Here is a 26,554-nt window from a genome sequence, read left to right on the forward strand (position 1 = left end):
CGGGAACGGCCCGGGGGCATGGCCGAACCTGCCGCCCCAAAACCGCCGCTGGCACAGGAGCGTCTCTTTCTCCCCGTGCATAATTGTAGCACGGGCGGGATGCTTGTCGGTTTTCACGGCAGGTTCGGCAGGCAACACAATATAAAGAATGTTTCTTGGCATAAATAGAAAAAACCAGCCGACAAGCTGTTTGCGTATTTCGTGCGCGCCGGACAGTCGCTCAAATGGAGGTGGGGTTTTTCCGAGCCGCGTTCAGTCGTCCCGCCTAAGTTTTTCCAGCCTGGTTACGACCTCCGAAGCAAGGCGCTCGGACACTTCCCGGCGACCGGCCAAAAGCCCGCCGCCGCCCGCTTCGGCGATCGCGCGGCCTGTTTTCAGGCAATCGCCAATAAATTCGCCGACGGCCAGGCGGTAAGCGCCCATGCCCAACACGGCCATTTGTTCGCTTTGGTCGCCGGTAACGACAAAGACGTCGTTCTTTTCCCGCAAAAGGCGGTAAGCAGCCTTTTCTATATATGAATCGGCAGTTTCGCCTTCGGCGGTGAACACCACGTCAACCCCTGGCCGGTGTTCCACCACGGCATCACCTTTCGCCGCGTAGGCATCGAACACGACGGCCGGAAGGCAGCCCTTAAAAGAGGCGTAATCAGCTATAGTGTCCGCCAGCCGGTCGCGGGCGTGCGACAGATCCGCCACCCGCAGCTTGTCAAAGGCCGGCCAGTTATGAAGCACATTGTAACCGTCCACAAGCAGCCAGGCGCCTTTGTTCATAAGTGTTTCCCCGCGCCGCGCTTTCTCAACACTTCGTAAATAAGCAGGGCGGCCGCGACTGACGCGTTCAGCGTCAAGGCTTTTCCCGGCATGGGGATGCGGACGACGATGTCGCAGGTTTCCCTGACCAGCCTCGCCATGCCTTTATCTTCGCCGCCGATGACCAGCGCCAGCGGCCAATCAAGTTCCGCCTCCCGGTAATCGGCGCCCGCGCCCGCGTCAGCCCCGACTATCCACAAACCCCGCTTTTTCAGTTCTTTCAGCGTCCCGGTTATGTTGCCGATCCGCACGATCGGAATATGTTCGGCTCCGCCCGCCGCCGCGCGCATGACCGCCGGCGTTATCTGGCAGCCGCGCTTTTCGGGGATGAGCGCCCCGTGGGCGCCGGCGGCGGCGGCGGTACGGATGATCGCGCCGGTATTGTGCGGGTCTTGAATCCCGGCCAGCAACACCAGAAAAGGCGGTTCATTTTTGGCGGCGGCCGCCGCCAGCGCGTCTTCTATTTCCCGGTAATGAATTTGCGCGGCAAAAGCGGCCACCCCTTGGTGCGGCGTCCCTTTGGCTATCGCATCCAGGCGGGCTTTCGGGGCCGTGTTTACCGGCACGCCCTTTTCCCCGGCCAGGTAAAGCAGTTCTTTTATGCTGCCCTGCCGCGGCCCTTCCTGCACGATTACGCGGTCGATCTCCCGGCCGGCTTTCAGCGCTTCCAGCACGCTTTTGCGCCCGAGCAAAAGGTCATCGGCCATCGCGCGCCCCGTCCTCTTTTAAAAGCGCGGCCAGGCGCCCGCAGGTTTTTTCCCCTTCGCGGCAGACGCGCTCGGCAACGCAGGATGGCCCGGCTTTTTCAAAAAGCGCCGGCGCGACCGCGCGGGCTTTTCCCAACATGCCCTCCGCCAGCCGCCTGATTTCCCATTGCGCCCGCAAGCAGCAGCGCAATTGAAAAAAGTTAAGCAAAGAGCGCGCGTTCATCGTTATGATGATCCGCGTGCCCGCCGCGTTGGGAAGGACGTAACGCGCGTCTTCTTTGTCTATTCCAAGGGCGGTAAGCTCGTTATAGGTCTTTTGGATTTCGTCCATCAGCAGATGAAATTTTTGTTTGGCCGCCGGGTTGTTTTCTACCGACAAAGGAGTTATCGCGGCAAAGTCGCCTTCAAACACGTACCGCTGCGATTGCTGCGAATAGGACGCTATCCGGTGGCGCACCAGTTGATGGGTCAAAACGCGCGAGATGCCTTCCGCCGCGAAAGTAAAGGAAGCGTGCTCAAATGTGGACAAATGCCCCATTGCCGCCAGCCGGCGGACAAAGCCGCGCGCGGACGCTTCATCAAGCCGTGCAGCCAACTCGCCGAGTCCGGACGGCGAATAGCAGAGCCGCCCCGCCAGGGCGACCGCCCGCTCCGGTTCCGGCGTGTAATATAAAAGTTCGACATTCATCAATCAATTGCCCTTTTTCGTAAGTTTTCGACCAAGAAACAGAAAGCCTTGTCCATCAGTAAACAAAGCCGCCCACTATCCCCGCGCCAATGCAGCCAGCCCAGCAAGCACTCGAAGCCCGTGCTTTGCCGGTATTCGCGTACCGTGGCGTTTTTGGGCGCGGAAGATTTGGCGTTGCTCCCGCGGCGGACAACCGCCGCTTCCTCCGGCACCAAAAGCGGCCAAATTTCATCCAGCGCACTTGCCTGCGCCGCCGCGCAAACAATCTGCGCGCCCACATCGTTGAGTACGCGCACTTTGCCGCGCTCGGCTGCCGCCAGCCGCTCGCGGACGTAGAGGGAAAACACCGCGTCGCCTATGTAGGCCAGAACCAAGGGCGCGGGCTGCGGCGTTCTTTCCCGACTGTCCGCCAAGATGGCTAAAGAGAGAAGTTTTTCTTTTAAAAAGCGGTATTGCTCAAACCTCATTTAAATTTCCATTGTACTCCCCGCGGCGTGTCTTCAAGCATGACGCCGATCTGCGACAGATCGTTCCTGATGCTGTCCGCCGTTTTGTAATCTTTGCCTTCCCTGGCCGCCTGGCGCAGTTTTATCAGCACGGCCATGACGTCAGCCGTTTTGCCGTCCGCTTCCGGCTTGCCGCCCGTTTCCAAAACGCCGAGGATCGCGCACGTCATGCCGAACACGTCGTCCGCCGTTTGAATGGCTTTGCCGTCAGGCGGTTCCCCGCCTTCGACCTTTTGCGCGTAAATATTTATTTCTTTGGCTAAAGCAAACAGGTAACTGACGGCCAGCGCCGTATTAAAGTCATCGTCCATGGCGGCGATGAAGTCAGCTTTCAGCCTGAGCGCCGACGCCATAAGTTCGGCGCCGGCCGCATTCGGCCCGCGGCCGGGCAGGGACTTTAGCCGAGCGAGACATTCTTTCGCCGTGCCCAGACGCTCCAGAGCGCGCTTTGCGTCATCCATCAGTTCGCCGCTGAAGTCAAGCGGGCTGCGGTAATGGGTGGCCAAGAGGAAAAACCGCAAGACTTGCGGATCGTATTTTTCCAATATGTCTTTCACTAGGAAAAAATTGCCCAATGATTTGGACATTTTTTCTTTGTTTAAGGTGATAAACCCGTTGTGCAGCCAGTAACGGACAAAAGGCCGGCAGCCCGTGGCCGCTTCCGCCTGGGCGATTTCGTTTTCATGATGCGGGAAGATAAGATCGCTCCCGCCGCCGTGCAAATCAAACCCTGCCCCAAGATAGCGCAAAGACATGGCCGAACACTCAATATGCCAGCCCGGCCGCCCCCGTCCCCAGGGGCTTTCCCAGGAAGGCTCTCCCGGGCGGGCCGCTTTCCAAAGGGCAAAGTCCATCGGGTGCTCTTTGTTTTCGTCCACATCCACCCGCGCTCCGGCCTGCATATCGGCAAGGTTGCGTTTGGACAGTTTCCCGTAATCATGAAAATTTTCCACCCGGTAATAAACATTGCCGTCCGAGGCGTAGGCGTAACCTTTTTCGACCAGGGACGCCGCCATGGCGACGACCTCGCTTATATGCTCCGACACTCTGGGGTAAATATGGGCCCTTTTTATGCCGAGCCGATCCATGGCCGCAAAATAGCTTTCGATATATTTGTCGGCGACCTCGCGCCAGGAAAGGGTTTCCGCCTGGGCGTTTTTAATTATCTTGTCGTCAATGTCGGTAAAGTTCTGCACATGCAGCACATCATAGCCCGAATATTCCAAATAACGGCGGAACACGTCCCATGTAACAAAGGGGCGGGCGTTGCCGATATGCGGGTGGTTGTAGGGGGTAACGCCGCAAACATATATTTTCGCCCGGCCGGGTTCCAAGGGAATAAAATCTTCTTTGCCGCCGGTCAGGGTATTGTAAACTTTAAGGCTCATCCTGTCCCCCCGCCCTTTCCGCCGATATTTTCGCAAGGCTGCAGTCTACCCTCTTTATTAGCGCCGGTGCCCCTAAAAGCGGGATGATTTGCGTAAGTTCCGGGCCGTGCATCTTGCCGGTAAGGGCTACCCGCACCGGCATATATACCTTTTTGCCGGGAAGCCCGCTTTTTTTGGCCAATTCTTTTAAAAGAGCCTTTACGCTTGGAAGGGACAAATCTTTTGCCGCGCCCACCAGCGATTTGAAGTCTGCCAGCACTTTCCCGGCGCTCGCCTCCTTGAGCGCCGCTTTTGCTTCTTCGTTTTCAAAGTCAAATTCATCTTCAAAATATAGCTTTATATGCTCCGGGATCTGTGCCGCGCAAGAAACATGTTCCCGCGCCGTTGCCACGACCTTGAGCAGCCAGCTTTTCTCCCGCGACCCTTCGGCTGGCAACAGGCCGCTGTCCAAAAGTTGAGGCAATGCCAAAGCGTAAAATTCCTCGTCCGACAATTTCCTGATATGCTGGGCGTTTATCCAGTTGAGTTTTTCCAAGTCAAAAATCGCGGGGCTTTTCGCGCAGTGGGACAGGGAAAAATCCTCCACCAGTTCCGCCGCCGTGAATATTTCCCGCTCATCGGCCGGCGCCCAGCCGAGCAGGGCCAAAAAGTTCAAAAGGCCTTCCCGCAGGTAACCCTGCCGCCGGTACATTTCCACCGAAGTTGCGCCGTGGCGTTTGCTCATTTTGCTGCGGTCCTTGCCGAGAATAAGGGAAATATGGCCGAATTTCGGCGGCGCAAAACCCAGCCCCCGGTAAACAAGCATCTGCCGCGGCGTGTTTGGCAGATGCTCCTCGCCCCTTATGACATGGGTAATCGCCATCAAAGCGTCGTCTATGGCCACCGCGTAATTATAAGTCGGAAGGCCGTCCGATTTGACAATGATGAAATCGCCTATGCCGTTCGAGTCAAAAACTACCTCGCCGCGCACAAGGTCGTCAACCACTATCGCTTGATCCGGCGGCACGAGAAACCTGACCGCCGGTTTCCTGCCTTCTTTTTCGTATTGTTCCCGCCGCGCGGCGTCAAGCTGACGGCATTTGCCGGAATATTTCGGCGCCTGCCCCCGGGCCAGCGCCGCTTGCCGCTCTTGTTCCAGTTCCTCGCCGCTGCAAAAGCAATGGTAGGCCTGGCCTCTTTCCATGAGCTTTCGCGTATATTCCTTGTATATGGCCGTCCGCTCGGTCTGGCGATAAGGAGCGTACTCTCCTCCCGCGTCTACGCCCTCGTCCCAGGCAAGCCCCAGCCAGCGCAAGGCGTCCTTGATGCTTTCCTCCGACTCGGAGCTGGAGCGTTCCAGATCCGTATCCTCAATCCGCAGGATAAATTTGCCGCCGGCCTTTTTGGCCAGCAGCCAATTAAACAGCGCCGAACGAGCGCCGCCGATATGCAAAGGCCCGGTGGGGCTGGGCGCGAAGCGTACTCTCACTTGGTTGCTTTCCATAATGATTTCACGCACTCCTCATAGAAACTTTACGATACTTGCCACAGCCTCGGCGGCTATCCCTTCGCCGCGACCGACAAAGCCAAGCAGTTCGGTCGTCGTAGCTTTTACGTTGACGGCCTGGGCGCTGACGCGGCATATTTGCGCAATGTTCTCCCGCATTTTTTCTATATAAGGCGCCATTTTAGGCGCCTGCGCCACGACTACGGCATCTATATTGTTCACCCGCCAGCCGACCGCATGCAAAAGCTCTATTACTTCGGCCAAAAGCGCAAGGCTGGAGGCGTCTTTGTAACGCTCATCGGTGTCGGGGAAATGCCGCCCGATGTCGCCCAGCCCGGCCGCCCCCAAAAGGGCATCGGCTATGGCGTGGGTAAGCGCGTCAGCATCGGAATGTCCCAAAAGCCCACGCTCATGCTCAATGGCAACGCCGCCTATGATCAGGCGCCGGCCGGGCGACAGGGCATGCACGTCAAATCCGTTCCCAATGCGAAAATCCATTCATTCCCCGCCAAGCAGCTTCTCAGCCAAAAAAATATCCATGGCGGTGGTTATTTTTATATTGCATGGATCACCCTCCGCCACCGCTACCCGGTATCCGACGTTTTCCACCAGCGATGCGTCATCCGTGCCGAAAAAACCTTCGTTTTCCGCTTTCGCGTAAGCATCGGCAATTATTTTGCGGGAAAATATCTGCGGCGTCTGGGCAAACATTACATGCGCGCGATCTGCGGTGCTCTCAATCAAATTGTTGCGCACAAACTTGACCGTGTCATGGATGCCGGCGGCCGCAATCGCCGCGCCGGTTTTGTGCGCGGCCGCCAATACCCGTTCAAAAACCGGGGCGGCAATCAAAGGGCGCGCGCCATCGTGTATCGCGACAAATTCGCAATCCGCCGGCACTTGTTTAAGCGCGTTGCCCACAGAGCGCTGGCGCGTTTCCCCTCCCGGCACTGCCGCGCAGACAAGGCGCGGAAAGAATTTTCTGTATTCTGCAAGCAATTCCCGAACGTGCGCCAATTCTTCCGGCGCGGCCGCAACAGTTACGGCCTCGCAAGCCGAACAGGCGTTGAGCGCTTTCAAAGTGCAAACCAAAACAGGCAGATCGCCGATCTTAATATACATTTTGTTCACGCCGGCGCCCAAGCGCAGCCCGCGGCCAGCCGCCGGCAAGATTGTATGAAGTTTTCCCATCGTTTTCTCCTTTGCGAATCACTTTAGTTTCGCAAAAACCATTTTCCCGGCCGCCGTCTGCAAAACGGACGTAACGATGACTTCCATCATCTCGCCTATGCGCTGGCGCGCGCCTTCGACGATGATTATCGTCCCATCGTCAAGATAGGCCACGCCCTGGTTAAATTCCTTGCCTTCCCTGATGATGTTTACCGTCATTTCCTCGCCCGGCAGGACGGCGGTCTTTACCGAATTGGCCAGCTCATTTATGTTGAGCACGCGCACCCCTTGCAACTCCGCCACTTTGTTCAGGTTATAATCGTTGGTAACGACGCTCGCGCCCAATTCCTGCCCCAGCCTGACCAATTTGGAGTCAACTTCCGTCAGGTCGTCGTAATCATAATCGACAATTTCCACCGCGCAATAACCATCGTCGCGCATCTCCTGCAAAACGCCCAAGCCGCGCCGGCCGCGGCCGCGCTTCATGGCATCGGCGGAGTCGGCTATGCGCTGCAATTCCTCAAGCACGAACTGGGGTACAAGCAACGTCCCTTCTAAAAAGCGCGTCTTGCAGATATCCGCAATCCGTCCGTCGATAATAACGCTTGTATCGAGTATTTTACTGGAAACGGCGGGACTTGTGGCCGCTATTTTTGGCTTTTTCACGCTTTTTTCGCGAAAAAGCGGTTTGCCGATTTTAATGATGTCCTGCTTTTTGGCAAGCGCGAGTTTCACGCCGGCAATGCCTAATACCACGCTCAACACGATTGGCAGATAATGGCCGATAAACGGCAGGTGGGAAGCGGCGCTCCCCAAGAGATTCGCCATGATGAGGGCTATTATGAGCCCGGCGGCGCCAATGGCAATCTCGCTTGTCGGCAATTCCGCCAACATATTGAGGACAAGCGCCGAGCAGATGTAGATGTATTTTATAATTAAAGGCGCTAAAAAATAACCCAAAATGCCGCAAGCGGCAAACCCAAACAAGTACGACAAGATGGATGTAAGCGGGACGCTGAACAAGCCAATGTCCAAAACGACCGGCTCGACCAGTATGGAAACAAACGTCATTATATAAAGCCCAAGCAAGAGGCCGCTGAAGGAAAAAACCACGACAATAACTATGCGCCAAATTTTCTCCAGCATTTTTTCACCCCCTTGCACAAACATAATATCATCCGCGTCCGGCGCGCCGCCGCGCCCGGCAGGGCTCGGGCTTTGGCGCGTTATTTATGGCGATTGTTCGTATGCCGGGCGGCCTTTGTTTTTATAAAGTGCCACATACCTTAATAATACACAAAAATATATGCAATAACAATGCCTACGCGCCGCCTTATGAAAAATAACTGCAAGGCCGCGAGATGCCCCCAGAGGTTTTCCAAAGAACGGCGAACTGGCACCGGCGCGGGAAAGTAGGCGTTTCGCCGCCAAAGTCCGGGCGGTTTGCCGCGAAACGCCGGAAAAGCCGACATCGCCCAAGAAACATTGCGGAAACCAAAAAGCCGCTGGCCGAAAAACAGCAACAGCGCCTACAATTATAGTAATTCAGTCTAACAATTATGCAGTTAGGGATAACGCAAAAAATATTGCGATATGGCGGGCACCAAGTCGTCCGTTACCCGCAAAATGTCAGCTGTCTCCCGCTTTATGTTTGCCCGGGTCTTTTCTATGGGGTTCAAGTCAAGCGAATTTGCCGGCAAAAACAGGACGCGCGCCCCGTGTCTCCTCGCCAAGCCCTTGGGCTTCTTCTTTCGGTGGAAGGCCGCCCTGTCCAAGATTATGGCCGACTTGCGCGGCACGGATTTCACAAGGTCCTTCTTGAACCAATCTGCAAACCTCTCCCCGTTCATTGTGCCAACATAACAGCGACACGAAACCACTTTTGTGCCCTCTGTAGTTTTGTATTGCCCTGCCACCACGCTTGTCCGTTGAAACTTGCGCCCCCGGCAGGGCATCGTCGTCCTTAACGCCGCGCATGCCCATGTTCGCGGACAAGGCGCTTGTTTATGCTGCTTTCGCCCACGTACGCGCGCGCGCCTTCCGAAATTTTTGCCGGCGCCCCCGGAAAGTTTCCCCTCTCCGCCCCTATCTGTTCAGAATACGTGAACGTCTTTTTTTCGAGAAATCTTGAGTTTCCTGAGCCTGTAGCCAATGGATTGGAGCGCATAGTGGAATTTGCCGGCCAACTCGCGCAGATAGACGTCGGGCTTCTCCTCAATCGCCCTCGGCAGTTGTTCCGGTTCAATCTTGCCACGCCGTGTCTTTGCCGATCTTGCGCGAAAGCCGCCCTCTTCTTGCCACTTGCTCCGGTCGCAATGGGTCGCCGCCGTAATCCCGAAGACTTCTTGCTGATCGGCGAAGGGGTGTCCCGCTTTCTCGAATGCAATCGCTCTTTCCCTGTATTTTTTATCGCATGATTTGACTTATTTCTTTATATATTGGTCTAAATGGCTACATCCCGCAGTCTTGGGCAATGTGAAAATATGTACGGTACTCGCGCAGATATTCCGGCGAGATACGAAGTTTGTATTCTATTGGCAACTTGCTTTTGTGGCCGCTTTTGCACAGCTTTTCCGCTTCTGGAATATATAGGATCTCCATCATTTTCGCAAAGGTTGTACGCTTTATCCCTTTTAATATAATGAGCATATCACATTTTTGGTTGCGCAGAAAGTCTACTGTCTGCATAGCTCTGATGGACTACTTTTTCGATTTTAATTTTGAACTGGTTGTTGCGTGAGTAGCTGCGCTTGCCGCGCCAAATTATTATGGTTGCGGCGTTTTTTGCCTCACCATCCTTTCGGTTTCGTGGATTTGGAAGCGGGAGCTATATTTATAGCCGGCAAATTCGGCGGCGCGGCATGTTTCGCCCGGGCACGGGGCGTTTTTCGCGGCAAGACCGGCACAAGAAGGCCGCCAATAAAAAAAGCCCTTTTGCAAGGGCAAAATGAGGGGTGTGTTAATTGAACTAAATTATAACATTATTGTTTGTTAAATTCAAGCAACATCTTTAACAAAAACGAAATATCCCCCTGTCCTCAAATAAAATCTTTGCCAACATATACGATCGCTTCCACCGACGATTCGCTGTTGCGGCTAAGTTTTAGCGAGTAGCGGAAAGGCAGGCCGGCCAGTTTGCTTAAGACCCAGCCGTCATAAGTGTTCGAGATGATGGAACTGCTGTTTTGTATGTTGCCGTCAGATATTTCAGTTACAGTTACGCCGTTGCCCTGGAGCAGGGACTGCATTTTTGCGGCGCCGCCGGGGTCGCCGCTGCAATTGACTACCGCCGCGCGCAATTGCCGCGGCAGCCTTTCCGCCGGCGCGCTTGTTTTAGGCTTGCCGCCGGCTGCCGGGGGAGCGGATCGGTCGCCGCCCGGCGTTGGCTTCTTGCCCTCGTTTTCGCCTAGTTTTTCTTTTTTCGCGGGCGGTTCTTTGCCGCCTGGTTTTTCTTTTTCCGGCGCTGGTTCTTTGCCATCGGCCTTTTCCGCAACCGCTTCGCCATCGGCCTGCTCTTTCGCGGCCTCGCTTTCCGGCAGGTCATCGCCGTAATATACGACATTCTCCGGCAACGAATCCTTATAGAGAGCGGCAAGCTGGCGCGCGGAATTCATAAAGTCGCTTTCGGCGTCCATTCCAAGCATTTTCGTCACTTCCGTGCGAATAGCCATGACGTCAGGCAACAGATAACTTATGCCGTCAATGTGTACCGGCTCGCCCGGCGCGGCAAAGGCGTTAAGGCCGGTGCGGCTGCTTTTTTGCAGCGTCCGGCCGATTTGCAGCATATCGGCAAAGCCCATATTGGTACTGACGGAACTTAAAGCGATCGCCGCCAAGTCGGGCAGCCGGATCCACATAGCCGGATCGGACATTTTCGCGTAAAAGGCGGCGATAAAATCTTGCTGTCTTCTTACCCTGCCAACGTCCCCTTCCTCGTCACGGTAACGGACAAATTGCATGGCCTTTTTGCCGTCAAGCACCTGTTCGCCCGGTTCCAGGTCGATAACAAGCCCGAACGGCCCGTCCCAGGGATCTTCGTAATACATCCTTTCGCGCACGTTGAGCGGGACGCCGCCAACGGCGTCCACAATCCGCTCAAAGCCGGAAAAATCCACCTGCACGTAATATTTTATGCTTATTCCCAGGAACCCTTCCAGCGCCGCGACGACATTTTCCGTTCCGCCGTAGTTGTAGGCATGATTTATCTTGTCCCAGCGCCCGCCGTTTATATACACCCTCATGTCGCGCGGCACGGAAACTAAGTTGATCTTCTCCGCCTTAGGATCGTACATGGCGACAATGATCGCGTCCGCCCGGCCTGCATCGTCATTGCGCTTGTCCACGCCCAAAATGACGACGTTCGTCTGGCCGGCCGCGACAAATTTATCTTCTTTTTCCGGTTTTTTTATATCCGGCCGCACCGTGCGCGGCGAGCGGTAAAAAACCTGAAAAGCGCCGTAAGCCGCAATGGAAGCGGTAACAACAATCGTAAAAAAAATCACCGCGAATTTTTTAATCAAATACATCACTCGCAAACACAACAAAGTAAACAAGCATTCGCCCTATCTATAACGGCAGCCGGCCCATTGCCGAGCAACCGGCAGCGGTTCGGGCATCCCCGCCGCTTTGGGCAAAACGGCGGGACAAGCAGCCTATATATATTTTAGTATAGCAACAAGCGGCTTTGATCGTCAAGTTTGCGCCGCGACATTCCCGCAAAAAAATGTGGCGGGGCTGTTGCGGGATTTGGCGTAGGCGCGCAGGCTCTGCGGCGGCAATATTTACAGCGGACAAAATCACGGCGCCTTTGCGGTTAATTTGGCTTGCCCCGAATTTTGCTTTCATTGACACGGCGTTGCGTTTTGCGGTATAATAAACAGGCATATCAATGATTTACTCTCCTTGTTAACGTCAATCAGGGGAGGAGGGATGATAAATGGCTGAAGTAAAAGTTGGGAAAAACGAAACCTTGGACAGCGCATTGCGCCGTTTCAAACGCGCTACCCAGAAAGCGGGCGTCCTCTCCGAGGTTCGCAAGCGTGAGCATTATGAAAAACCCAGCGTAAAACGCAAAAAGAAATCTGAAGCGGCGAGAAAACGCAAGATCAAGTAAATGAGGTAATTTATATGTCGCTTAAGACGCGACTGGGCGAAGATATGAAAGATGCCATGCGGGAACGGGAAAGCGGCAAGTTCCGCCTCTCGGTCATCCGCATGGTCAGGGCTGCCATAAAATACGCGGAAATAGAAGCGCGGCGCGAACTTGGCGAAGAAGAGGTTGTGTCCGTTTTGGCCAAAGAAGTCAAAATGCGCCGGGACTCTTTTGCGGAATTCACCAAAGGCAACCGTCCTGACCTGGCGCAACAGGCGCAGCGGGAAATAGATATTTTGCTGGCGTATATGCCTAAACAGCTCACCGTGGACGAAGTGCGTTCGCTTGTGGCGGAAGCCGTGCGGGAAACCGGCGCGGCTTCGCCGAAAGACATGGGCAAAGTCATGGCTTTTTTGGCTCCGAGGATAAAAGGCCGGGCGGACGGCAAACAGGTCAGTGGGCTTGTGCAGGAAACGCTCGGCGGCAAATGATCGTCTTTGGCCAATAACGGGGCATGGAAGACTGGGCTTTCGTGCAAGGCTGCCGCGCCCTTAGCGCCGCAAGCGGCTATAAGGAGTGGCCGCGAGAAAAAACGCTGTTTTGTTTATTTAAGGCTGCGCGGCTGTCTGAATTTGCAGCTAAGGAAAGAGGCGGGAGTTTGGCAAAAACGCTGTGCGCCATTTTGGCCGCGTTGTTTTTGGTTTTCAATGGCCAGGCGGCGTGGGCGGCGACCGACAAAAACGTGGTAGTAGTCGAGCTTTCGGGCGAGATTGACAGCGGCCAGGCGGCGCTTGTCCAAAGAGGGCTTGAACTGGCGAAAGAAAAGGGCGCCGCTTTTTTTATATTGCAAATGGATACTTTTGGAGGGCTGGTAGAATCCGCGACCAATATCCGTGACAAGGTTATAGAAAGTCCCATCCCGACCGTCTGTTATGTCAAAAACCGCGCCTGGTCGGCGGGGGCCTTGATCGCGCTCGCGCACGGGCGGATAGTTATGGCGCCGGGCGGCAGCATCGGGGCGGCCGAGCCCATACCGACGACAGAAAAGACCATCGCCGCCGTTAAAGCCGAATTTGCCGCCACCGCAAAGCAAACCGGCCGCGACCCGCAAATGGCGCAAGCTATGGTGGACAAAACCCTCGGATACAAGGAATACGCGAAAAAAGGCCAGATATTGGCCCTTACCGATTATCAGGCGGTAAAAGAAGGGCTGGCCGATTTCGTCGCGCCGGATCGGGCACAGCTTTTGCGCTCCTTGGATCTTGAAAATTGCGCGGTAGAAGTTGTCAGCAAAAGCTGGCGGGAAACATTTGTCAGTATAATTGAAACGCCCGCAGTAAAATCGGCTCTCCTTTCCATTATAATTTTTGCGATCATCGCCGAAATAAAAACCGCCGGATTGGGCATAGGCGCGGCTGTAGCCGCTTTGGGGGCGCTTCTTTTGTTCGGCGGCGGGCTGGTCGTCGGCATCTTGGGCTGGATCGAGCTTCTGCTTTTTTTGTTGGGGGTCGTGCTTTTGGTCATTGAAGCGTTCATCCCTGGGTTCGGCTTGTTCGGCATCAGCGGCATCATAGCAATTGTGGGCAGCTTTTTTCTTGTGCTTGGCGGCGACCAGAACGCCGTCGCCTGGCTGTCTGCCAGCATAGCCGCAGCGATCGTCTTGTTTTTGCTCTTGCTCCGGCGGCTGCCTTCCAGCACGCTCTGGAACAAGGTCATACTGAAAAATACTTCCAGCAAGGAAGCCGGGTTCAGCGCCGGGCCAAATTATGAAAACTACTTGGGGCAAGAAGGCGTCAGCGTTACGCAATTGCGCCCCGGCGGTACGGCGGCGATTGGCGACAAAAAGTTTGACGTGCTGACGCAAGGCGAATTTATCGATGCCGGGGAACTTATCGTAGTAACAAGGACGGAAGGCAGCAAATTGTTCGTCAAAAAGGCCTGACGGTTTTTTGGGGCGGAACGGGCGAGAAATTGCCGCCGGCATTGCTGCGGCGCAAACCAGGCGCGTCGTTGTCCTGTTTGTAAATTTGATTATATGGGGAGATTTTGTTTATGCAATTAATCTTAGGCAGCGGCGTAATCGTTATATTGGCCATAGTCGCGTTATCTTTGTTTTTACATTTCGTCCCGCTGGGACTATGGATATCAGCCATTTCCGCCGGCGCGCACGTGGGCATAGTCAATCTTGTCGGTATGCGTTTGCGCAGGGTAAGCCCAACGCAAATCGTCCTGCCGCTTATTAAGGCGAACAAGGCCGGGCTGGATGTGAACACGGATCAATTGGAAGCGCATTATCTGGCCGGCGGCAATGTCGACAAAGTCATAGACGCCTTGATCGCGGCGCACCGGGCCCAAATAAACCTGACCTTGCAAAGGGCGTTCGCCATAGACCTGGCCGGCCGCAATGTACTTGAAGCCGTGCAGATGAGCGTCAACCCCAAAGTCATCGAAACGCCCGCCATTTCCGCCGTCGCCAAAAACGGCATAGAACTTAAAGTAAAAGCGCGGGTTACCGTTCGGGCCAATATCGACCGGTTGGTGGGCGGCGCGGGCGAAGCGACCATCATAGCCCGCGTGGGCGAAGGCATAGTGACAAGCGTCGGATCCAAGGATTCGCACATGGAAGTGCTGGAAAATCCTGACCACATATCCCGCACCGTGCTGGAGAAAGGGCTTGACGCGAGCACCGCTTTTGAGATACTTTCCATCGACATAGCCGACGTTGACGTCGGGCGCAATATCGGCGCCCATCTTTTGACCGAGCAGGCCGAAGCCGACAAACGGATAGCCCAGGCCAAGGCGGAGGAAAGGCGCGCCATGGCTGTAGCGAAAGAGCAGGAAATGAAGGCCTATACGCAGGAAATGCAGGCCAGGGTCGTCGAAGCGCAGGCGCAAGTGCCGCAGGCGCTGGCGGCTGCGCTTCGCGACGGCAAATTGGGCGTGATGGACTACTATAACATGAACAACATAATCGCCGATACCCAGATGCGCAACAATATCGCCGGCGCATCCTCCGAGAGCGGCGAACTGCCGCCGGCCGGTAAGTAAAACATGAAACTGCTTTTCGCGCTGATCGTGATCTTTCAAGTCGCAATGTGGTTTTACCGGCTGTTCAAACACCCAAAAACCGATAGGGAAGACAGTCGGCGTCCGCCTGTTCCGCCGCCGGAAGATACGGCGGAAAGCGAACGGGACGTTGCCGAGGAAGAGAAAAAATTCAAAAAATGGCTGGAGGACGTTTTTGGAGCGGAGGGCGCGGGCGGGCAGGAAAACGGCGGCGCCGGAAATTCGGGCGGGCGGGAAAAATATGAAGATGATTACAAAAGCGACGGCGAAAGCGGGGACGATTACGAAAACGAATACGAAGCGGAAGGCACAAAAGCTCAAGACGGCCTGGACGAAGGCGAAGCTGTCCGCACATGCGGCGGCGTAGAAACCAAAACATACGTGCCGGAAACCCGGTCGGGAACTGCGGCGTCCGCTGCCGTCCCTTTCCCGTCCGCGTCTGTTCCAGTTGCCGGCAATAGCCGCGTTGCGGCTTTTACCGGCACCGACATGGCACATGGCTTGCTTATGGCGGAGATTTTCGCCCGGCCAAAAGCGTTGCGCCCCAAACGGCGGATGTTTTCCGGCCGCCATTATTTGTAGTTGCCTGTTTTTATTTCCTGGGCAATATTTTTCGGAAAACCATGAACAAAATTGAATTATGGCAAAAGGAAATACGGCGAGCGGAAGAATTGGCGCGGCAAGATTCGCCTGTTCATTCTTTGCATCCCCTTGCCAAACTCATAACGACAATCTTTTTTCTGTTCATAGTGATTTCTTTCCCTCCGGCGGAAGTATATAGAATGCTTCCGCTTTTTATCTATCCAATATTCCTCGCGGCAGCAGGCAATATACCTTGGAGCTTTCTTTTTTTGCGGGTGTTGCTGGCTTCGCCCTTTGTCCTTTTTCTCGTTTTGTCCAGCCTGTTTTTCGTGCCCGCCGCCGATGTCCGCATAGCAGGGGCTACTTGGCCGCTTGGCCTTGTATTCGCGCTGAACATTGTTCTGAAATTTATCTTGACAATTATCGCCGGCTCCCTTTTGCTGGCAACGACCGGCATGGCGCAACTGGCGCGCGCGCTGCATTGCCTGCCTGTGCCGCGACTGTTTGTTCAACAGCTGCTTATCCTGTACAGGTACATACATGTTTTGCTGATTGAAACTTGGCATACTACGCGCGCCTGCAGCCTGCGCAGTTGCGGCCGCGGCATAAGGGGAAAAGTTTGGGGGCCGCTGCTCGGGCAATTGCTCCTTCGCACGCTGAACCGCTGCGAAAATATACATCAGGCCATGCTGGGGCGCGGTTTTGCCGGGTCGCTGCCTGTTGTAGGGCAAAAGGGCATCCGTGCGCAGGATGTTCTTTACGCGGTTTTTTTCTGCGGCCTATTTTTAGCCGCTCGCTTTTATCGTTGAAGCAATAATTTATTTTGCGCTTTGCGACAGGCGGAAAGCGCCGCCGCGAAAAGAGAGGATCTATGTCCGAGGAATTGATAAGGTTCATAAATGTAAAATTCAGTTATCCATGCGGCAGACAAGCGCTATCCGGTATTTACTGCTCCATAAAAAAAGGCGAGGGCATAGGTTTGGTCGGCGCCAATGGCGCCGGGAAAACGTCTTTTCTGTCGCTGCTGGCCGGCCTATATTTGCCGCAGGCGGGACGTTTGTCTGTCTGTGGGCTGGAAGCGTCGCCTGAGAACCTGAAACAAATAAGGCAAAAGGTAGGATTTGTTTTTCAAAATCCGGACAACCAACTTTTTATGCTTACAGTATTTGACGACGTCGCCTTCGGCCCTTTAAACAAAGGGCTCAGCGACAGCGCGGCCGCCCATGCCGCCAACGCCGCCCTGAAGGCGGTAGGCGCGGCAAAAATCGGCGCGCGCGCGCCCTATCAGTTGTCGGGCGGGGAGAAGCGCCTGGCGGCGCTGGCCAGCGTCCTTTCCATGCAGCCGGAAATCCTGGCGCTTGACGAACCTGACGCCGGGCTTGATTCTTATTCGCGGCGGCGGCTGATCAATACCCTTAACAATATAACCGCAACTAAAATTATCGCCACCCATGATTTGAACTTAGTAATGGACACATGCGGCAAAATTATCCTATTAAGCGACGGGGCAATATTGGCGCAGGGCGCGCCGCAGGATATCTTCCGCGACGCCGGGCTGCTGGCGGCGGCGCGCATAGAGCCGCCCGCCGGCCTGTAACGGGTCGGCTTGGGCTGTCCGCAAACAATGGATGGTGTCCGCGCGGCCAGTTGCGGCGATGCTTTCGGGCAAAGCGGGGCGTTAAATTGGCCGCAGAAAGATAGTATGCTTTTAACCCGCGAACAGTATGAGATGGCAATTTGCGCCAATGTTCCGCCATATTGAAAATTGCTGTAAAAAGATAAAAAACTATGTTATTATATATAATAACAGTAATTCTTTGCCCATCATAAGTGTGCGCAATTCCAGTAAGGTCCAAATAACGATAGCAAGCCAAAATGAAACGCGTCTTGGGGATGATCGTTATAGATACGCCAGAAAAATTGCTAAAAGAACCATGCGCGGAACAAGATGCCAATGAGCGCCCCGCCACCGATACGGCCGGGAACTCACAGGCAAATATCGAAAAAAAGCCCGCTATCATAATTTCTACGCCGGCGGAACAGGCAAGCGCAAACGCGGACAAGGTAGCGGAAAAACCTGCCCATGTGCTTTTGACGCCTAAAGACTGGTTTAAGCCCGGGCAAAAAATCAAGGCCCGGGTGGAGTCCGGCAATAAAGACCGAATATACGAAACGCAGGTGCGCGGCGCCCTGCCCGACCGGCTGTGCGTAGATATTCCCGTTTACAACAACGCCTTTGTCGTGCCGGGGATGGGCAGCAGCATAAACGCCAGTTTTATTTTTAATAGCAATGTTTATTTTTTTGAAACGGTCGTTTTGGGAATCACCAAGCTGGAAGGCTATCCTGTGTGGGTATTGGATATGCCGTCCGATTTCAAGCGCGTACAGCGCCGCAATTCGCTGCGCATGGACGTGCTTTTGCCGATAGGCGTCAGGGTGGAAACCAAAAACGGCATTTTCCTGCCGACGGTCAGGACAAACTGCCTCGACATAAGTTGCGGCGGGGTTAGGTATGTGCTGGATTTTCCGCTTGAGCCGGGCAAATTGGTCAAAATTGAAGCCAACGATTTCCCCGGCATCGGCAAATTTCAGGCGTTTTGCAAAGCTGTGCGCTCAGTCAAGTCGGAATACTCCGAAGATAATTATTGGATAGGCTCGCAGTTCGTCGATCTGCCGCACAATACCGAGAACAAAATCGCCCGTTACATTCATCAGATACAAAGAAGGATTGTTATAAACAGCAGTTCCGAATGAAAAGAGGCGGGCGAATGCGCGCTGAGCAAAGAAGCGGCCTTTTGAGCGCCATTCTTGCTTTTACCATCTGGGGGCTGTTCCCCGTTTATTGGAAACTTTTGGGCGCCGTGCCCGCCGACGAAATTTTAGCGCACCGGATTTTGTGGTCGTTTGTGTTCATGCGGCTGCTTGTCGCGGCGTTGGGGATGTCCGCCGGCTTTCGCGCGGATTTGCGGGAACTTCGCGGGCAAAGGGAGAAATTTCTTTTAGTGGCCGCCGCCGCCGTCCTTATCAGCGCCAATTGGTTTATTTTCATCTGGGCGGTCAATAAAGGCCGAGTGCTAGAAACCAGCCTCGGTTATTACATAAACCCGTTGGTCAACGTGCTTTTGGGCGTAATTTTTTTGCGCGAGCGGATGAATTTGTGGCAAAAGTTCGCCATTTTCCTGGCGGCGCTGGGCGTCGGCAACTTGGCGGCGCGCTTCGGCGCCGCTTTATGGATATCGCTCGGACTGGCTTTCAGCATGGGGCTTTACGGGCTGTGCAAGAAAAAGGCCGGAATGAACGCTTTCATCAGCATTACAATCGAAACGCTTTTGCTCGCGCCCTTGGCGGCGCTTTATCTGGGCAGCCTTTATTGCCGGGGAGAGGGGTTTTGGCCGGATCTGTCCCTGACGAGCCTGCTTTTGCTGTCCGGGGGCGCGGTAACGGCAGCGCCGCTTATTCTTTTCGCCAACGGCGCCAACAAGCTGCCGCTCTCGACGCTGGGCATGACGCAGTATGTTTGCCCGACGCTGACCTTTTTACTGGGGACAGTAATCTACAGCGAGCCGTTTACCGATGCCCATATTGTCTCTTTTGCCTTGATTTGGCTGGCGTTGGCCGTATTTTCTTTGTCCGGCCGGCTGCCGGGAAAAGAACGTGCCCCCGGGCATAACCGCCCTTCATCCGGCACGGGCGCCTGACGGGGAAATGTGCCCTTTCATGTTTTTCCGCCGCGCTTGTGGCGGGCAAACGCAAAAGGTAAATTGCCGTTTGCCTAAGCGAATTTTTTTTGGTATTATATAGATATGGGAATCTCTTGTGGTTGCTTGCGGCGCTACGCTGGATCTTTTTCCGCCCGTAGGCCGATGCCATGCCATACGGAAAAATCCTCTGCCGCAATGTCCGCAGGCAGCTATTGAATGTTCCCTGAAGCCGCCCGAAAAAGGCGCGGCGACAATTAAACAGCGTGGCATGAAGGCCAAGGGAGAGATCGCGGCCGCAGGCTAAAGCCGGCGGCTGCGGCGCCGAAGGAGCAAGCCCTTTGTTCAGTCTCTCAGGCAAAAAGGACCTTGGCCCGACCAATCTCTTGAGAGCGCACAGCCGTGCCGCCGAAGGGGTAATCTCTCAGGCAAAAAGACAGAGGCAAAGGAGAGTGGTTTTCTTTGTCGCGTCTTTTTGTTTTTTTGCGGCGGGGACATGTTTTGCGCCCGCCGGGCGGCAAGCCATGGCGCAAGTCTTTTGCGTGTTTCAGCCGATGGAAAGCATAAAACTTTAAAGGAGTGATCATTTTGACAGCGAAGCAAACGCCGCTTTACCAGATACATCTCGACGCGGGCGCGAAGATGGTGGAGTTCGGCGGCTGGCTGATGCCGGTGCAATATAGCGGCATCATCGAGGAACATCACGCGGTACGGCAAAAGGCGGGGCTGTTTGACGTTTCGCATATGGGTGAGTTTTTGGTCAGGGGCAAGGACGCAGAGGCCTTTATTCAAAAACTGGCCGTCAACGATATTTCCGTCATGCAGCCGGGACAGGCGCAGTATTCGCCGATGTGCTATGAAAACGGCGGGACGGTGGACGATCTTTTGATTTACAAACACGCCGGCAATGATTATATGCTGGTGGTAAACGCCGGCAACATCGACAAGGACTGGCAATGGGCCAACCGGCATAAAGTGGGCTTCGACGTGGAAATTTCCGATATTTCCGGGCAGACCGCCCTCGTTGCCCTGCAAGGACCGCTATCGCAAGAGATAATCGCCGGCGTCCTGGACGCCGACCTCGGGCGGCTCGGTTATTACCGCTTCCTGCCTTCCGTCCGGGTCGCCGGGATCAAAACGCTTCTGTCGCGCACCGGCTATACGGGCGAGGACGGGTTTGAGCTTTATTGCGACGCCGCCGACGCTGCGGCGCTTTGGCGCGCTTTGCTGCGGGCGGGCGCCGCCCACGGTTTGTTGCCGGCCGGGCTGGGCGCGCGGGACACTTTGCGCTTTGAGGCTTGCCTGCCGCTTTACGGGCATGAGCTTTCAGCCGAAATAACTCCCGTCGAGGCCGGTTTGGGCATGTTCGTCAAGCCGGACAAGGGTATTTTCAACGGGCAGGCGGTACTGGCCGCGCAGAAAAAAGACGGCGCGGCGCGCGCCTTGATTGGGCTGGAGATGACCGGGCGCGGGATCGCCCGCGCCGATTATCCCGTATGGGCGGACGGAAAGCCGATCGGGCGGATAACCACCGGTTCGGTCGCGCCGACGCTCGGCAAAAATCTTGGGCTGGCGCTTGTCGACAAAAATTACGCCCGGATCGGGCAAGAGTTGTTTGTAGAAATACGCGGCAAGCAGGTAGCGGCAAAAGTGATTAAAAAACCATTTTATAAAAGAGAGGGGAAATAAACCTGATGAACACGCCGAAGGATTTAAAATATTCCCGCGACCATGAGTGGGTGAAGGTGGAGGGCGCAATCGCGACGGTGGGGATCACCGATTTCGCGCAATCGCAGCTGGGCGACGTGGTATTCGTCGATTTGCCGGAAGAAGGCGCGGAAGTTGTCGCCGGCCAGGAATTTTGCGCCATTGAGTCGGTAAAGGCGGTTTCCGACGTTTACGCGCCGGTCAGCGGCATCATCCGCGAGGTCAACGCCAATCTGGCGGACGCGCCGGAGACAGTCAACCAGGACGCTTACGGCGAAGGCTGGATCGTAAAGATCGAGCTGAAAAACGAGAGCGAGGCCGAACAGCTTTTGGACGCCGGCGAATACGAGGCTTTGTGCGCGAAGGAGGGGCATTGATGACTTGGAGTTATCTGCCCCATACCGACACCGACCGCCGGGAGATGCTTGCGGCCATCGGCGCCGGCAACGTGGACGATCTTTTCCGGGACGTGCCGGAACAATTACGGTTGAACCGCCGGCTGAACCTGCCCGAGCGGCTGGACGAAGCGGCCCTTGCGCGGCACATGCGGCAATTGGCGGGCAAAAACGCCGCTTTCCATGAATATAGCTATTTCCTGGGCGCCGGCGTTTACGACCATTATGTGCCGGCGGTGGTAGACGCCGTCATCAGCCGTTCGGAGTTTTACACGGCGTACACGCAGTATCAGCCGGAAGTGGCCCAGGGCTATTTGCAAGCCTTGTGGGAATATCAAAGCATGATCGCATCCCTGGCCGGCATGGCGGCCGCCAACGCGTCGCTTTACGACGGGGGCACGGCTTTGGCCGAAGCCGCCATGATGGCCTGTTCGGTCGGAAAACGCGGCGAACTGGTAGTTTCCAAAGCCCTGCACCCGCATTACCGCGCCCTTTTGTCTACTTACGCCATAGACTTGTCCATCGCCGTAAAGGAGACGGGCTACCTTGACGGCGCATCTTCTGCAGAGGAACTGACCGGCGCGGTTACCGGCGCAACCGCCGCCGTGATCGTTCAGACGCCTAATTTTTTCGGCGTGCCGGAAGACTTAAAAACGATCGCCGAACTGGCGCACAAACAGGGCGCCTTGCTTATCGTCGCGGCCGATCCGGTCGCGCTGGCGCTTCTTGAGCCGCCGGGCGCCCTGGGCGCGGACATTGTGGTAGGCGAAGGGCAGCCGCTCGGTATCTGCGCCAGTTTCGGCGGGCCCGGGCTTGGATTTTTCGCGACGACGGAAAAGTTGATGCGCAAAATGCCCGGGCGCATTGTCGGCCAGACGCTGGATTCGAAAAAGCGGCGCGGTTTCGTGCTGACCTTGCAGGCGCGGGAACAGCATATCAGGCGCGAGAAGGCCACTTCCAATATTTGTTCCAATCAGGCTTTGTGCGCCCTGTCGGCGGCGGTATATCTTAGCGCGGTCGGCAGGGCCGGGCTGCGGGATGTCGCCGAATTGTCGCTGCAAAAGGCGCACTATGCCTTGGAGCGCATAACGGGCGCAAACGGCGGCGAAAGGGTATTCAACGCGCCCTTTTTCAAGGAATTTGCCGTAAGGCTGCGCAAGGACGTCTCTTATGTCAACCGGCAGCTTCTGAAAGACAAGATAATCGGCGGGCTGGACCTTGGCCGTTATTATCCCGAACTGGAAAAATGTATGCTCATCTGCGTTACCGAAAACCGCGCCAAAGCGGAAATTGACCTTTTGGCCGAACGATTGGGGGGTTTAGGATGAAAAAGGCGAAAGAGCTGGTTTTTGAACTTAGCCGCCCCGGACGCCGGGCGCTTGACCTTCCCGCCTGCGACGTGCCGCGCCGTCCGATTGAATCTATGCTGCCGGAGGCTTTTTTGCGCAAGGAGCCCCCTGTCCTGCCTGAACTTAGCCAGCTTGACCTGGTGCGCCACTATACTAACTTGTCGCAGCGCAACTTCGGCCTGGACGCCGGTTTTTATCCGCTCGGCTCCTGCACGATGAAATACAATCCCAAAATAAACGAGGCCGTCTGCCGCCTGCCGGGGTTTGCCTTCGCCCATCCTTTGCAGGATGAAAAGCTCTCCCAGGGGGCGCTGGAAGTAATATACGCGGTGGAGAAATATCTTGCGGAGATAGCGGGCATGGACGCGGTGTCTTCCCAGCCGGCCGCCGGCGCGCACGGCGAATTGACTGGCATCAAGCTGATCAAGGCTTATCACCGCAGCCGCAGCGACAACCGCACGAAAGTAATAGTGCCGGATTCCGCCCATGGCACAAACCCGGCGACAGCCACTGTCTGCGGCCTGGAAACGGTGGAAATCAAATCCAATCCGGACGGCTCCATCGACCTGGCCGCGCTGAAAGCGGCGGCCGGCCGGGACACGGCCGCCCTTATGCTGACAAATCCCAGTACGCTCGGCCTTTTTGAAAGCCAAATCGTGGAAATAGCCAAAATCGTCCACGATGCAGGCGGGCTTTTGTACTACGACGGCGCCAACGCCAACGCCATACTCGGCTTAGTGCGGCCAGGCGACATGGGCTTTGACGTGGTGCATTTCAACACGCACAAAACCTTCGGCACGCCGCACGGGGGCGGCGGACCGGGAGCGGGGCCGATCGGCGTCAAAACTGAGCTGGCGCCGTTTCTGCCATCGCCGGTGGTAAAATACGAGCACGGCGAATATTCGCTGGACTATGACCGTCCTTTGTCCATCGGGCGGGTACATTCTTTCTTTGGCAACTTCGGCGTGCTTGTGCGTACTTACGCCTATATCCGGGCCATGGGCGCGGACGGGCTAAAGCAGGCGAGCGAGGACGCCGTGCTTAACGCCAATTACTGTTTAGCGCGGCTGAAGGACGCTTTTGATTCGCTTTTTGACCGTTTCTGCATGCATGAATGTGTGCTTACCGCTAAAAAACAAAAAGCCTCCGGCGTCAAAACATTGGACATCGCCAAACGGCTTTTGGATTACGGCTTTCATCCGCCCACCATTTATTTCCCTCTGATCGTTGAGGAAGCGATCATGATCGAGCCGACCGAAACGGAAAGCCGGGAAACGCTGGATGGATTCGTGGACGCCATGATCGCCATTGCCGGCGAGGCGGCCGCCTCGCCGGATTTGGTCAAAAAAGCGCCGCATACCACGGCGGCGTCGCGCCTGGATGAAGCGGCCGCCGCGCGCAAGCCGGTCGTCAGATGGACGGGGATTTAAAGATAAAATTGCCGGGCGCGGCGCGGGAGGGGCAATTTCCCCGCCGCGCCCGCCTATCGGGAGGGCATCATGGATTATGATATAGCGGTCATCGGCGGCGGCCCGGGCGGCTATGTGGCCGCCATACGCGCGGCCGGGCTGGGCGCGAAAGTCGCCTTGCTGGAAAAGGACGCGATCGGCGGCACCTGCCTGAACCGCGGCTGCATCCCGACCAAGACGCTGCTCGCCAGCGCCGGCCGGCTGCGGGAGTTGAGAAATTGCCGGGAATTTGGCCTGAAGGCGGAAAATATCGGCTTTGATTTCTCCGCCGTCATGGCGCGCAAAAATTCCGTGGTCGGCCAGTTGCGCGCCGGCACGGCCAACTTGGTGAAAGCGGCCGGCGTGGAGTTTATCAACGCGCAGGCGCGCCTTTTGCCGGGCAAGGCCATAGCGGCCAAATTCCCCGGCGGCCAAGAGACAATCAGCGCGGGCAGGATAATTGTCGCCGCCGGTTCCCAAGCTTTCCGGCCGCCAATAGAAGGCGCGGATCTATCGGGGGCAACCGGCAGCGACGAATTGCTCGACATTGAAGACGTGCCGGAAAGCCTGACGGTCATCGGCGGCGGAGTGGTGGGCATGGAATTTGCCGGTATCTTCCAGGCTTTCGGCTGCCAAGTTACGGTGGTGGAGATGCTGCCCAATATACTCGATCGCATGGACAAAGACATAATCGCCAGGCTGAGTTTGTCCTTGCGCAAGCAGGGCGTCAAGTTTTTGACGGGATCCCGGGTCAAAAGTATTGCCCGCAAAAATCCCGGGCTTTCCGTAACTGTGGAAACGCCCAAAGGCGAGCAGGAAATTCTCTGCCAGCGGGCGCTTTTTTCCGCCGGGCGGATACCCGCCGCAGACGGGTTGGGGTTGGAGGATGCGGGAGTGGCTTTCAGCCGGCAGGGCATTTCGGTCAACGAACGGCTGGAAACAAACGTGCCCGGCATTTACGCCGCAGGCGACGTAACCGGGCGCTCCATGCTGGCGCACGCCGCTGCGGCGGCCGGGGCAATCGCGGCGGAAAACGCTTGCGGCCAGCACAACGAGATGGATTTTCGCGACATCCCGTCCTGCGTATTCACCGCGCCGGAGGCCGCCGGCGTAGGCCTTACCGAGCAGGCCGCGCGGTTGGAGGGACGGGATACGCTTGTGAGCAAATTTAACTTCGCCAGCAACGGCAAAGCGGCGGCGGCCGGCGAAACTGACGGCTTCGTCAAATTGCTGGCCGACGGCAGGACGCAAGCGGTACTGGGCATGCATATCATGGGGCCGCACGCCAGCGACATCATTATGGAAGGCGCCCTGGCCATAAAGAACAACCTGACCGCCAAACAATTGGCCCATACTATTCATCCGCACCCGACCTTTTCCGAGGCGGTCATGGAATGTGCGCGCGCGATATTGGGCGAACCGATACACCAGATAAAAATAGGCCGCAAGTAGGCTTAAGGCAGCCTAAATGCACAAGGCAGCCGCTAGGCGCTTCCGGCTTTTCGGTTTTATGAAAACGGCGCCCCGGCGGATAGCCTCGGGGCGCTTAATATTGTTTCGGAAAACCGCCGTTTTAATTGCGGCGGTTTTTATAATTGAGCCATTGCGAAAAATAATTGGCGGCGCCAGCATAAACGCCCATATAGTCAAATAGCATTGAAAATATGACAGTAAATTGATAATATAAAATTGCTATGAGCTATGATAAAAAATATAGGAAACGGACAATTGAATATCTGAACGCTGGACACGAATACAGAGAAACAGCCGGAATATTTGGCATATCAACAAACACCCTTGCCAAATGGGTAAAAATGCTGGAAAAAACTGGCGTGCTTACAGACCCGCCCCCTAAACGGGCTCCAAGGAAAACAAGGCCTTTGGAATTGCAGGCATATCTAAAAGCGCATCCCAACGCGTACCAGTCCGAAATGGCCGCGCACTTTCACTGCGCACAGGCATCGGTTTCCCGTTACCTAAGAAAGGCCGGTTATACACGCAAAAAAAGACAAAGCGCTGCAAGGAGCAGATCGGGGAAAAGTCCAAGAGTACCTTCGCGAAACAGAATCAATCCCAAAGTCTCGAATTGCTTATGTTGATGAAACAGGCATTGACACATACCTGTGCCGCGAGCATTGTTGGTCGCCGAAAGGCCTTGGGGCAATAGGGCTGGTTAGCGGCAAAAAATGCCGCCGGGCGGGCATTGCAGCCGCCAAAATGGTAGGGCGCATACTTTCGCCTTTGCAATATGAAGGGACAATGGACAGCCAGTTGTTTGGGGCATGGCTTGAAAACGTGCCGATGGACGAACTTGACCAACAGTCGGCAATCGTCGTGGACAAAGCAGCTTTTCATCGCAAATCGAAGCTTGTTCCGCTTGCGGAGAAACATGGGCACAGGCCAATCTTTTTGCCGGCGCATTCACCCGAATTGAATCCAATTGAAAACTTTTGGGCATGGCT

General features: G+C 55.7%; 28 protein-coding genes and 1 riboswitch. Of the genes, 16 read left to right on the top strand and 12 right to left on the bottom strand.

Annotated elements, in window-relative coordinates:
- Window positions 1-252: 252 nt before the first annotated feature.
- From LBO03_07230 to LBO03_07285, 12 genes are all read right to left on the bottom strand, one after another.
- Complete coding sequence (locus LBO03_07230; GenBank protein ID MDR3349379.1) at window positions 253-771, bottom strand: NYN domain-containing protein; 519 nt, start codon at window positions 769-771, stop codon at window positions 253-255.
- On the bottom strand, window positions 768-1,517 hold the full coding sequence (gene rlmB / locus LBO03_07235) for a 23S rRNA (guanosine(2251)-2'-O)-methyltransferase RlmB (protein ID MDR3349380.1): 750 nt from the start codon (window positions 1,515-1,517) through the stop codon (window positions 768-770). Before rlmB ends, LBO03_07230 begins: the two co-directional genes overlap by 4 nt.
- Entirely contained in the window at window positions 1,507-2,205 is a 699-nt protein-coding gene (gene thyX, locus LBO03_07240) for an FAD-dependent thymidylate synthase (GenBank protein MDR3349381.1), read from the bottom strand. Before thyX ends, rlmB begins: the two co-directional genes overlap by 11 nt.
- Complete coding sequence (locus LBO03_07245) at window positions 2,205-2,672, bottom strand: ribonuclease III (protein ID MDR3349382.1); 468 nt, start codon at window positions 2,670-2,672, stop codon at window positions 2,205-2,207. The genes thyX and LBO03_07245 overlap by 1 nt, the downstream gene beginning before the upstream one ends.
- Window positions 2,669-4,099, bottom strand: a complete 1,431-nt coding sequence (cysS, locus tag LBO03_07250; GenBank protein ID MDR3349383.1) for a cysteine--tRNA ligase — start codon at window positions 4,097-4,099, stop codon at window positions 2,669-2,671. Before cysS ends, LBO03_07245 begins: the two co-directional genes overlap by 4 nt.
- A complete protein-coding gene (gene gltX, locus LBO03_07255; GenBank protein ID MDR3349384.1) occupies window positions 4,089-5,582 on the bottom strand; it encodes a glutamate--tRNA ligase in 1,494 nt (497 codons plus the stop codon). Before gltX ends, cysS begins: the two co-directional genes overlap by 11 nt.
- Window positions 5,583-5,600: 18 nt before the next feature.
- On the bottom strand, window positions 5,601-6,083 hold the full coding sequence (gene ispF / locus LBO03_07260) for a 2-C-methyl-D-erythritol 2,4-cyclodiphosphate synthase (protein MDR3349385.1): 483 nt from the start codon (window positions 6,081-6,083) through the stop codon (window positions 5,601-5,603).
- A complete protein-coding gene (gene ispD / locus LBO03_07265; protein MDR3349386.1) occupies window positions 6,084-6,776 on the bottom strand; it encodes a 2-C-methyl-D-erythritol 4-phosphate cytidylyltransferase in 693 nt (230 codons plus the stop codon).
- Window positions 6,777-6,794: 18 nt separating this feature from the next.
- The gene (locus LBO03_07270; GenBank protein ID MDR3349387.1) at window positions 6,795-7,901 is read right to left on the bottom strand and encodes a TRAM domain-containing protein; all 1,107 of its coding nucleotides are present in this window, start codon (window positions 7,899-7,901) and stop codon (window positions 6,795-6,797) included.
- A gap of 419 nt (window positions 7,902-8,320) precedes the next feature.
- Window positions 8,321-8,710, bottom strand: a complete 390-nt coding sequence (locus LBO03_07275; GenBank protein ID MDR3349388.1) for a transposase — start codon at window positions 8,708-8,710, stop codon at window positions 8,321-8,323.
- A gap of 138 nt (window positions 8,711-8,848) precedes the next feature.
- Entirely contained in the window at window positions 8,849-9,142 is a 294-nt protein-coding gene (locus LBO03_07280; protein ID MDR3349389.1) for a transposase, read from the bottom strand.
- A gap of 651 nt (window positions 9,143-9,793) precedes the next feature.
- Window positions 9,794-11,275, bottom strand: a complete 1,482-nt coding sequence (locus tag LBO03_07285; protein MDR3349390.1) for an LCP family protein — start codon at window positions 11,273-11,275, stop codon at window positions 9,794-9,796.
- A gap of 416 nt (window positions 11,276-11,691) precedes the next feature.
- Between LBO03_07285 and rpsU the strand changes: the two genes are divergently transcribed.
- The 16 genes from rpsU to LBO03_07365 form a co-directional block, all read left to right on the top strand.
- Window positions 11,692-11,868 carry a 30S ribosomal protein S21 gene (rpsU, locus tag LBO03_07290; GenBank protein ID MDR3349391.1) on the top strand — a complete coding sequence of 59 codons (177 nt, stop codon included), beginning with the start codon at window positions 11,692-11,694 and terminating at the stop codon, window positions 11,866-11,868.
- Window positions 11,869-11,882: 14 nt separating this feature from the next.
- On the top strand, window positions 11,883-12,338 hold the full coding sequence (locus LBO03_07295; GenBank protein ID MDR3349392.1) for a GatB/YqeY domain-containing protein: 456 nt from the start codon (window positions 11,883-11,885) through the stop codon (window positions 12,336-12,338).
- 167 nt (window positions 12,339-12,505) lie between these two features.
- A complete protein-coding gene (locus tag LBO03_07300; protein MDR3349393.1) occupies window positions 12,506-13,789 on the top strand; it encodes a hypothetical protein in 1,284 nt (427 codons plus the stop codon).
- A 110-nt stretch (window positions 13,790-13,899) separates the two neighbouring features.
- The gene (floA, locus tag LBO03_07305; GenBank protein ID MDR3349394.1) at window positions 13,900-14,895 is read left to right on the top strand and encodes a flotillin-like protein FloA; all 996 of its coding nucleotides are present in this window, start codon (window positions 13,900-13,902) and stop codon (window positions 14,893-14,895) included.
- Between the two features lie 3 nt (window positions 14,896-14,898).
- Window positions 14,899-15,495 (top strand): hypothetical protein, encoded by a 597-nt coding sequence (locus LBO03_07310; GenBank protein MDR3349395.1) that lies wholly within the window; start codon window positions 14,899-14,901, stop codon window positions 15,493-15,495.
- Window positions 15,496-15,536: 41 nt separating this feature from the next.
- Complete coding sequence (gene cbiQ / locus LBO03_07315) at window positions 15,537-16,304, top strand: cobalt ECF transporter T component CbiQ (GenBank protein MDR3349396.1); 768 nt, start codon at window positions 15,537-15,539, stop codon at window positions 16,302-16,304.
- 62 nt (window positions 16,305-16,366) lie between these two features.
- Complete coding sequence (locus tag LBO03_07320; GenBank protein MDR3349397.1) at window positions 16,367-17,092, top strand: energy-coupling factor ABC transporter ATP-binding protein; 726 nt, start codon at window positions 16,367-16,369, stop codon at window positions 17,090-17,092.
- A gap of 278 nt (window positions 17,093-17,370) precedes the next feature.
- Window positions 17,371-18,249, top strand: coding sequence for a PilZ domain-containing protein (locus tag LBO03_07325; protein MDR3349398.1), 879 nt, complete (start codon window positions 17,371-17,373; stop codon window positions 18,247-18,249).
- A gap of 14 nt (window positions 18,250-18,263) precedes the next feature.
- Entirely contained in the window at window positions 18,264-19,193 is a 930-nt protein-coding gene (gene rarD, locus LBO03_07330; protein MDR3349399.1) for an EamA family transporter RarD, read from the top strand.
- Window positions 19,194-19,464: 271 nt separating this feature from the next.
- A riboswitch (glycine riboswitch) is annotated at window positions 19,465-19,573 on the top strand.
- Between the two features lie 208 nt (window positions 19,574-19,781).
- On the top strand, window positions 19,782-20,882 hold the full coding sequence (gene gcvT / locus LBO03_07335) for a glycine cleavage system aminomethyltransferase GcvT (GenBank protein MDR3349400.1): 1,101 nt from the start codon (window positions 19,782-19,784) through the stop codon (window positions 20,880-20,882).
- 5 nt (window positions 20,883-20,887) lie between these two features.
- Entirely contained in the window at window positions 20,888-21,277 is a 390-nt protein-coding gene (gene gcvH / locus LBO03_07340; protein ID MDR3349401.1) for a glycine cleavage system protein GcvH, read from the top strand.
- Entirely contained in the window at window positions 21,277-22,623 is a 1,347-nt protein-coding gene (gene gcvPA / locus LBO03_07345) for an aminomethyl-transferring glycine dehydrogenase subunit GcvPA (protein ID MDR3349402.1), read from the top strand. The genes gcvH and gcvPA overlap by 1 nt, the downstream gene beginning before the upstream one ends.
- Window positions 22,620-24,074 (top strand): aminomethyl-transferring glycine dehydrogenase subunit GcvPB, encoded by a 1,455-nt coding sequence (gene gcvPB / locus LBO03_07350; GenBank protein ID MDR3349403.1) that lies wholly within the window; start codon window positions 22,620-22,622, stop codon window positions 24,072-24,074. The genes gcvPA and gcvPB overlap by 4 nt, the downstream gene beginning before the upstream one ends.
- Window positions 24,075-24,143: 69 nt before the next feature.
- Window positions 24,144-25,544, top strand: coding sequence for a dihydrolipoyl dehydrogenase (lpdA, locus tag LBO03_07355; GenBank protein MDR3349404.1), 1,401 nt, complete (start codon window positions 24,144-24,146; stop codon window positions 25,542-25,544).
- 242 nt (window positions 25,545-25,786) lie between these two features.
- The gene (locus LBO03_07360; GenBank protein ID MDR3349405.1) at window positions 25,787-26,191 is read left to right on the top strand and encodes a transposase; all 405 of its coding nucleotides are present in this window, start codon (window positions 25,787-25,789) and stop codon (window positions 26,189-26,191) included.
- Window positions 26,178-26,554 (top strand): transposase (locus LBO03_07365; protein MDR3349406.1); only part of this gene is annotated, 377 nt, incomplete at its 3' end. The genes LBO03_07360 and LBO03_07365, both read left to right, overlap by 14 nt.

The organism is Acidaminococcales bacterium (assembly GCA_031290885.1).
Classification (GTDB): Bacteria; Bacillota; Negativicutes; order Acidaminococcales; family JAISLQ01; genus JAISLQ01.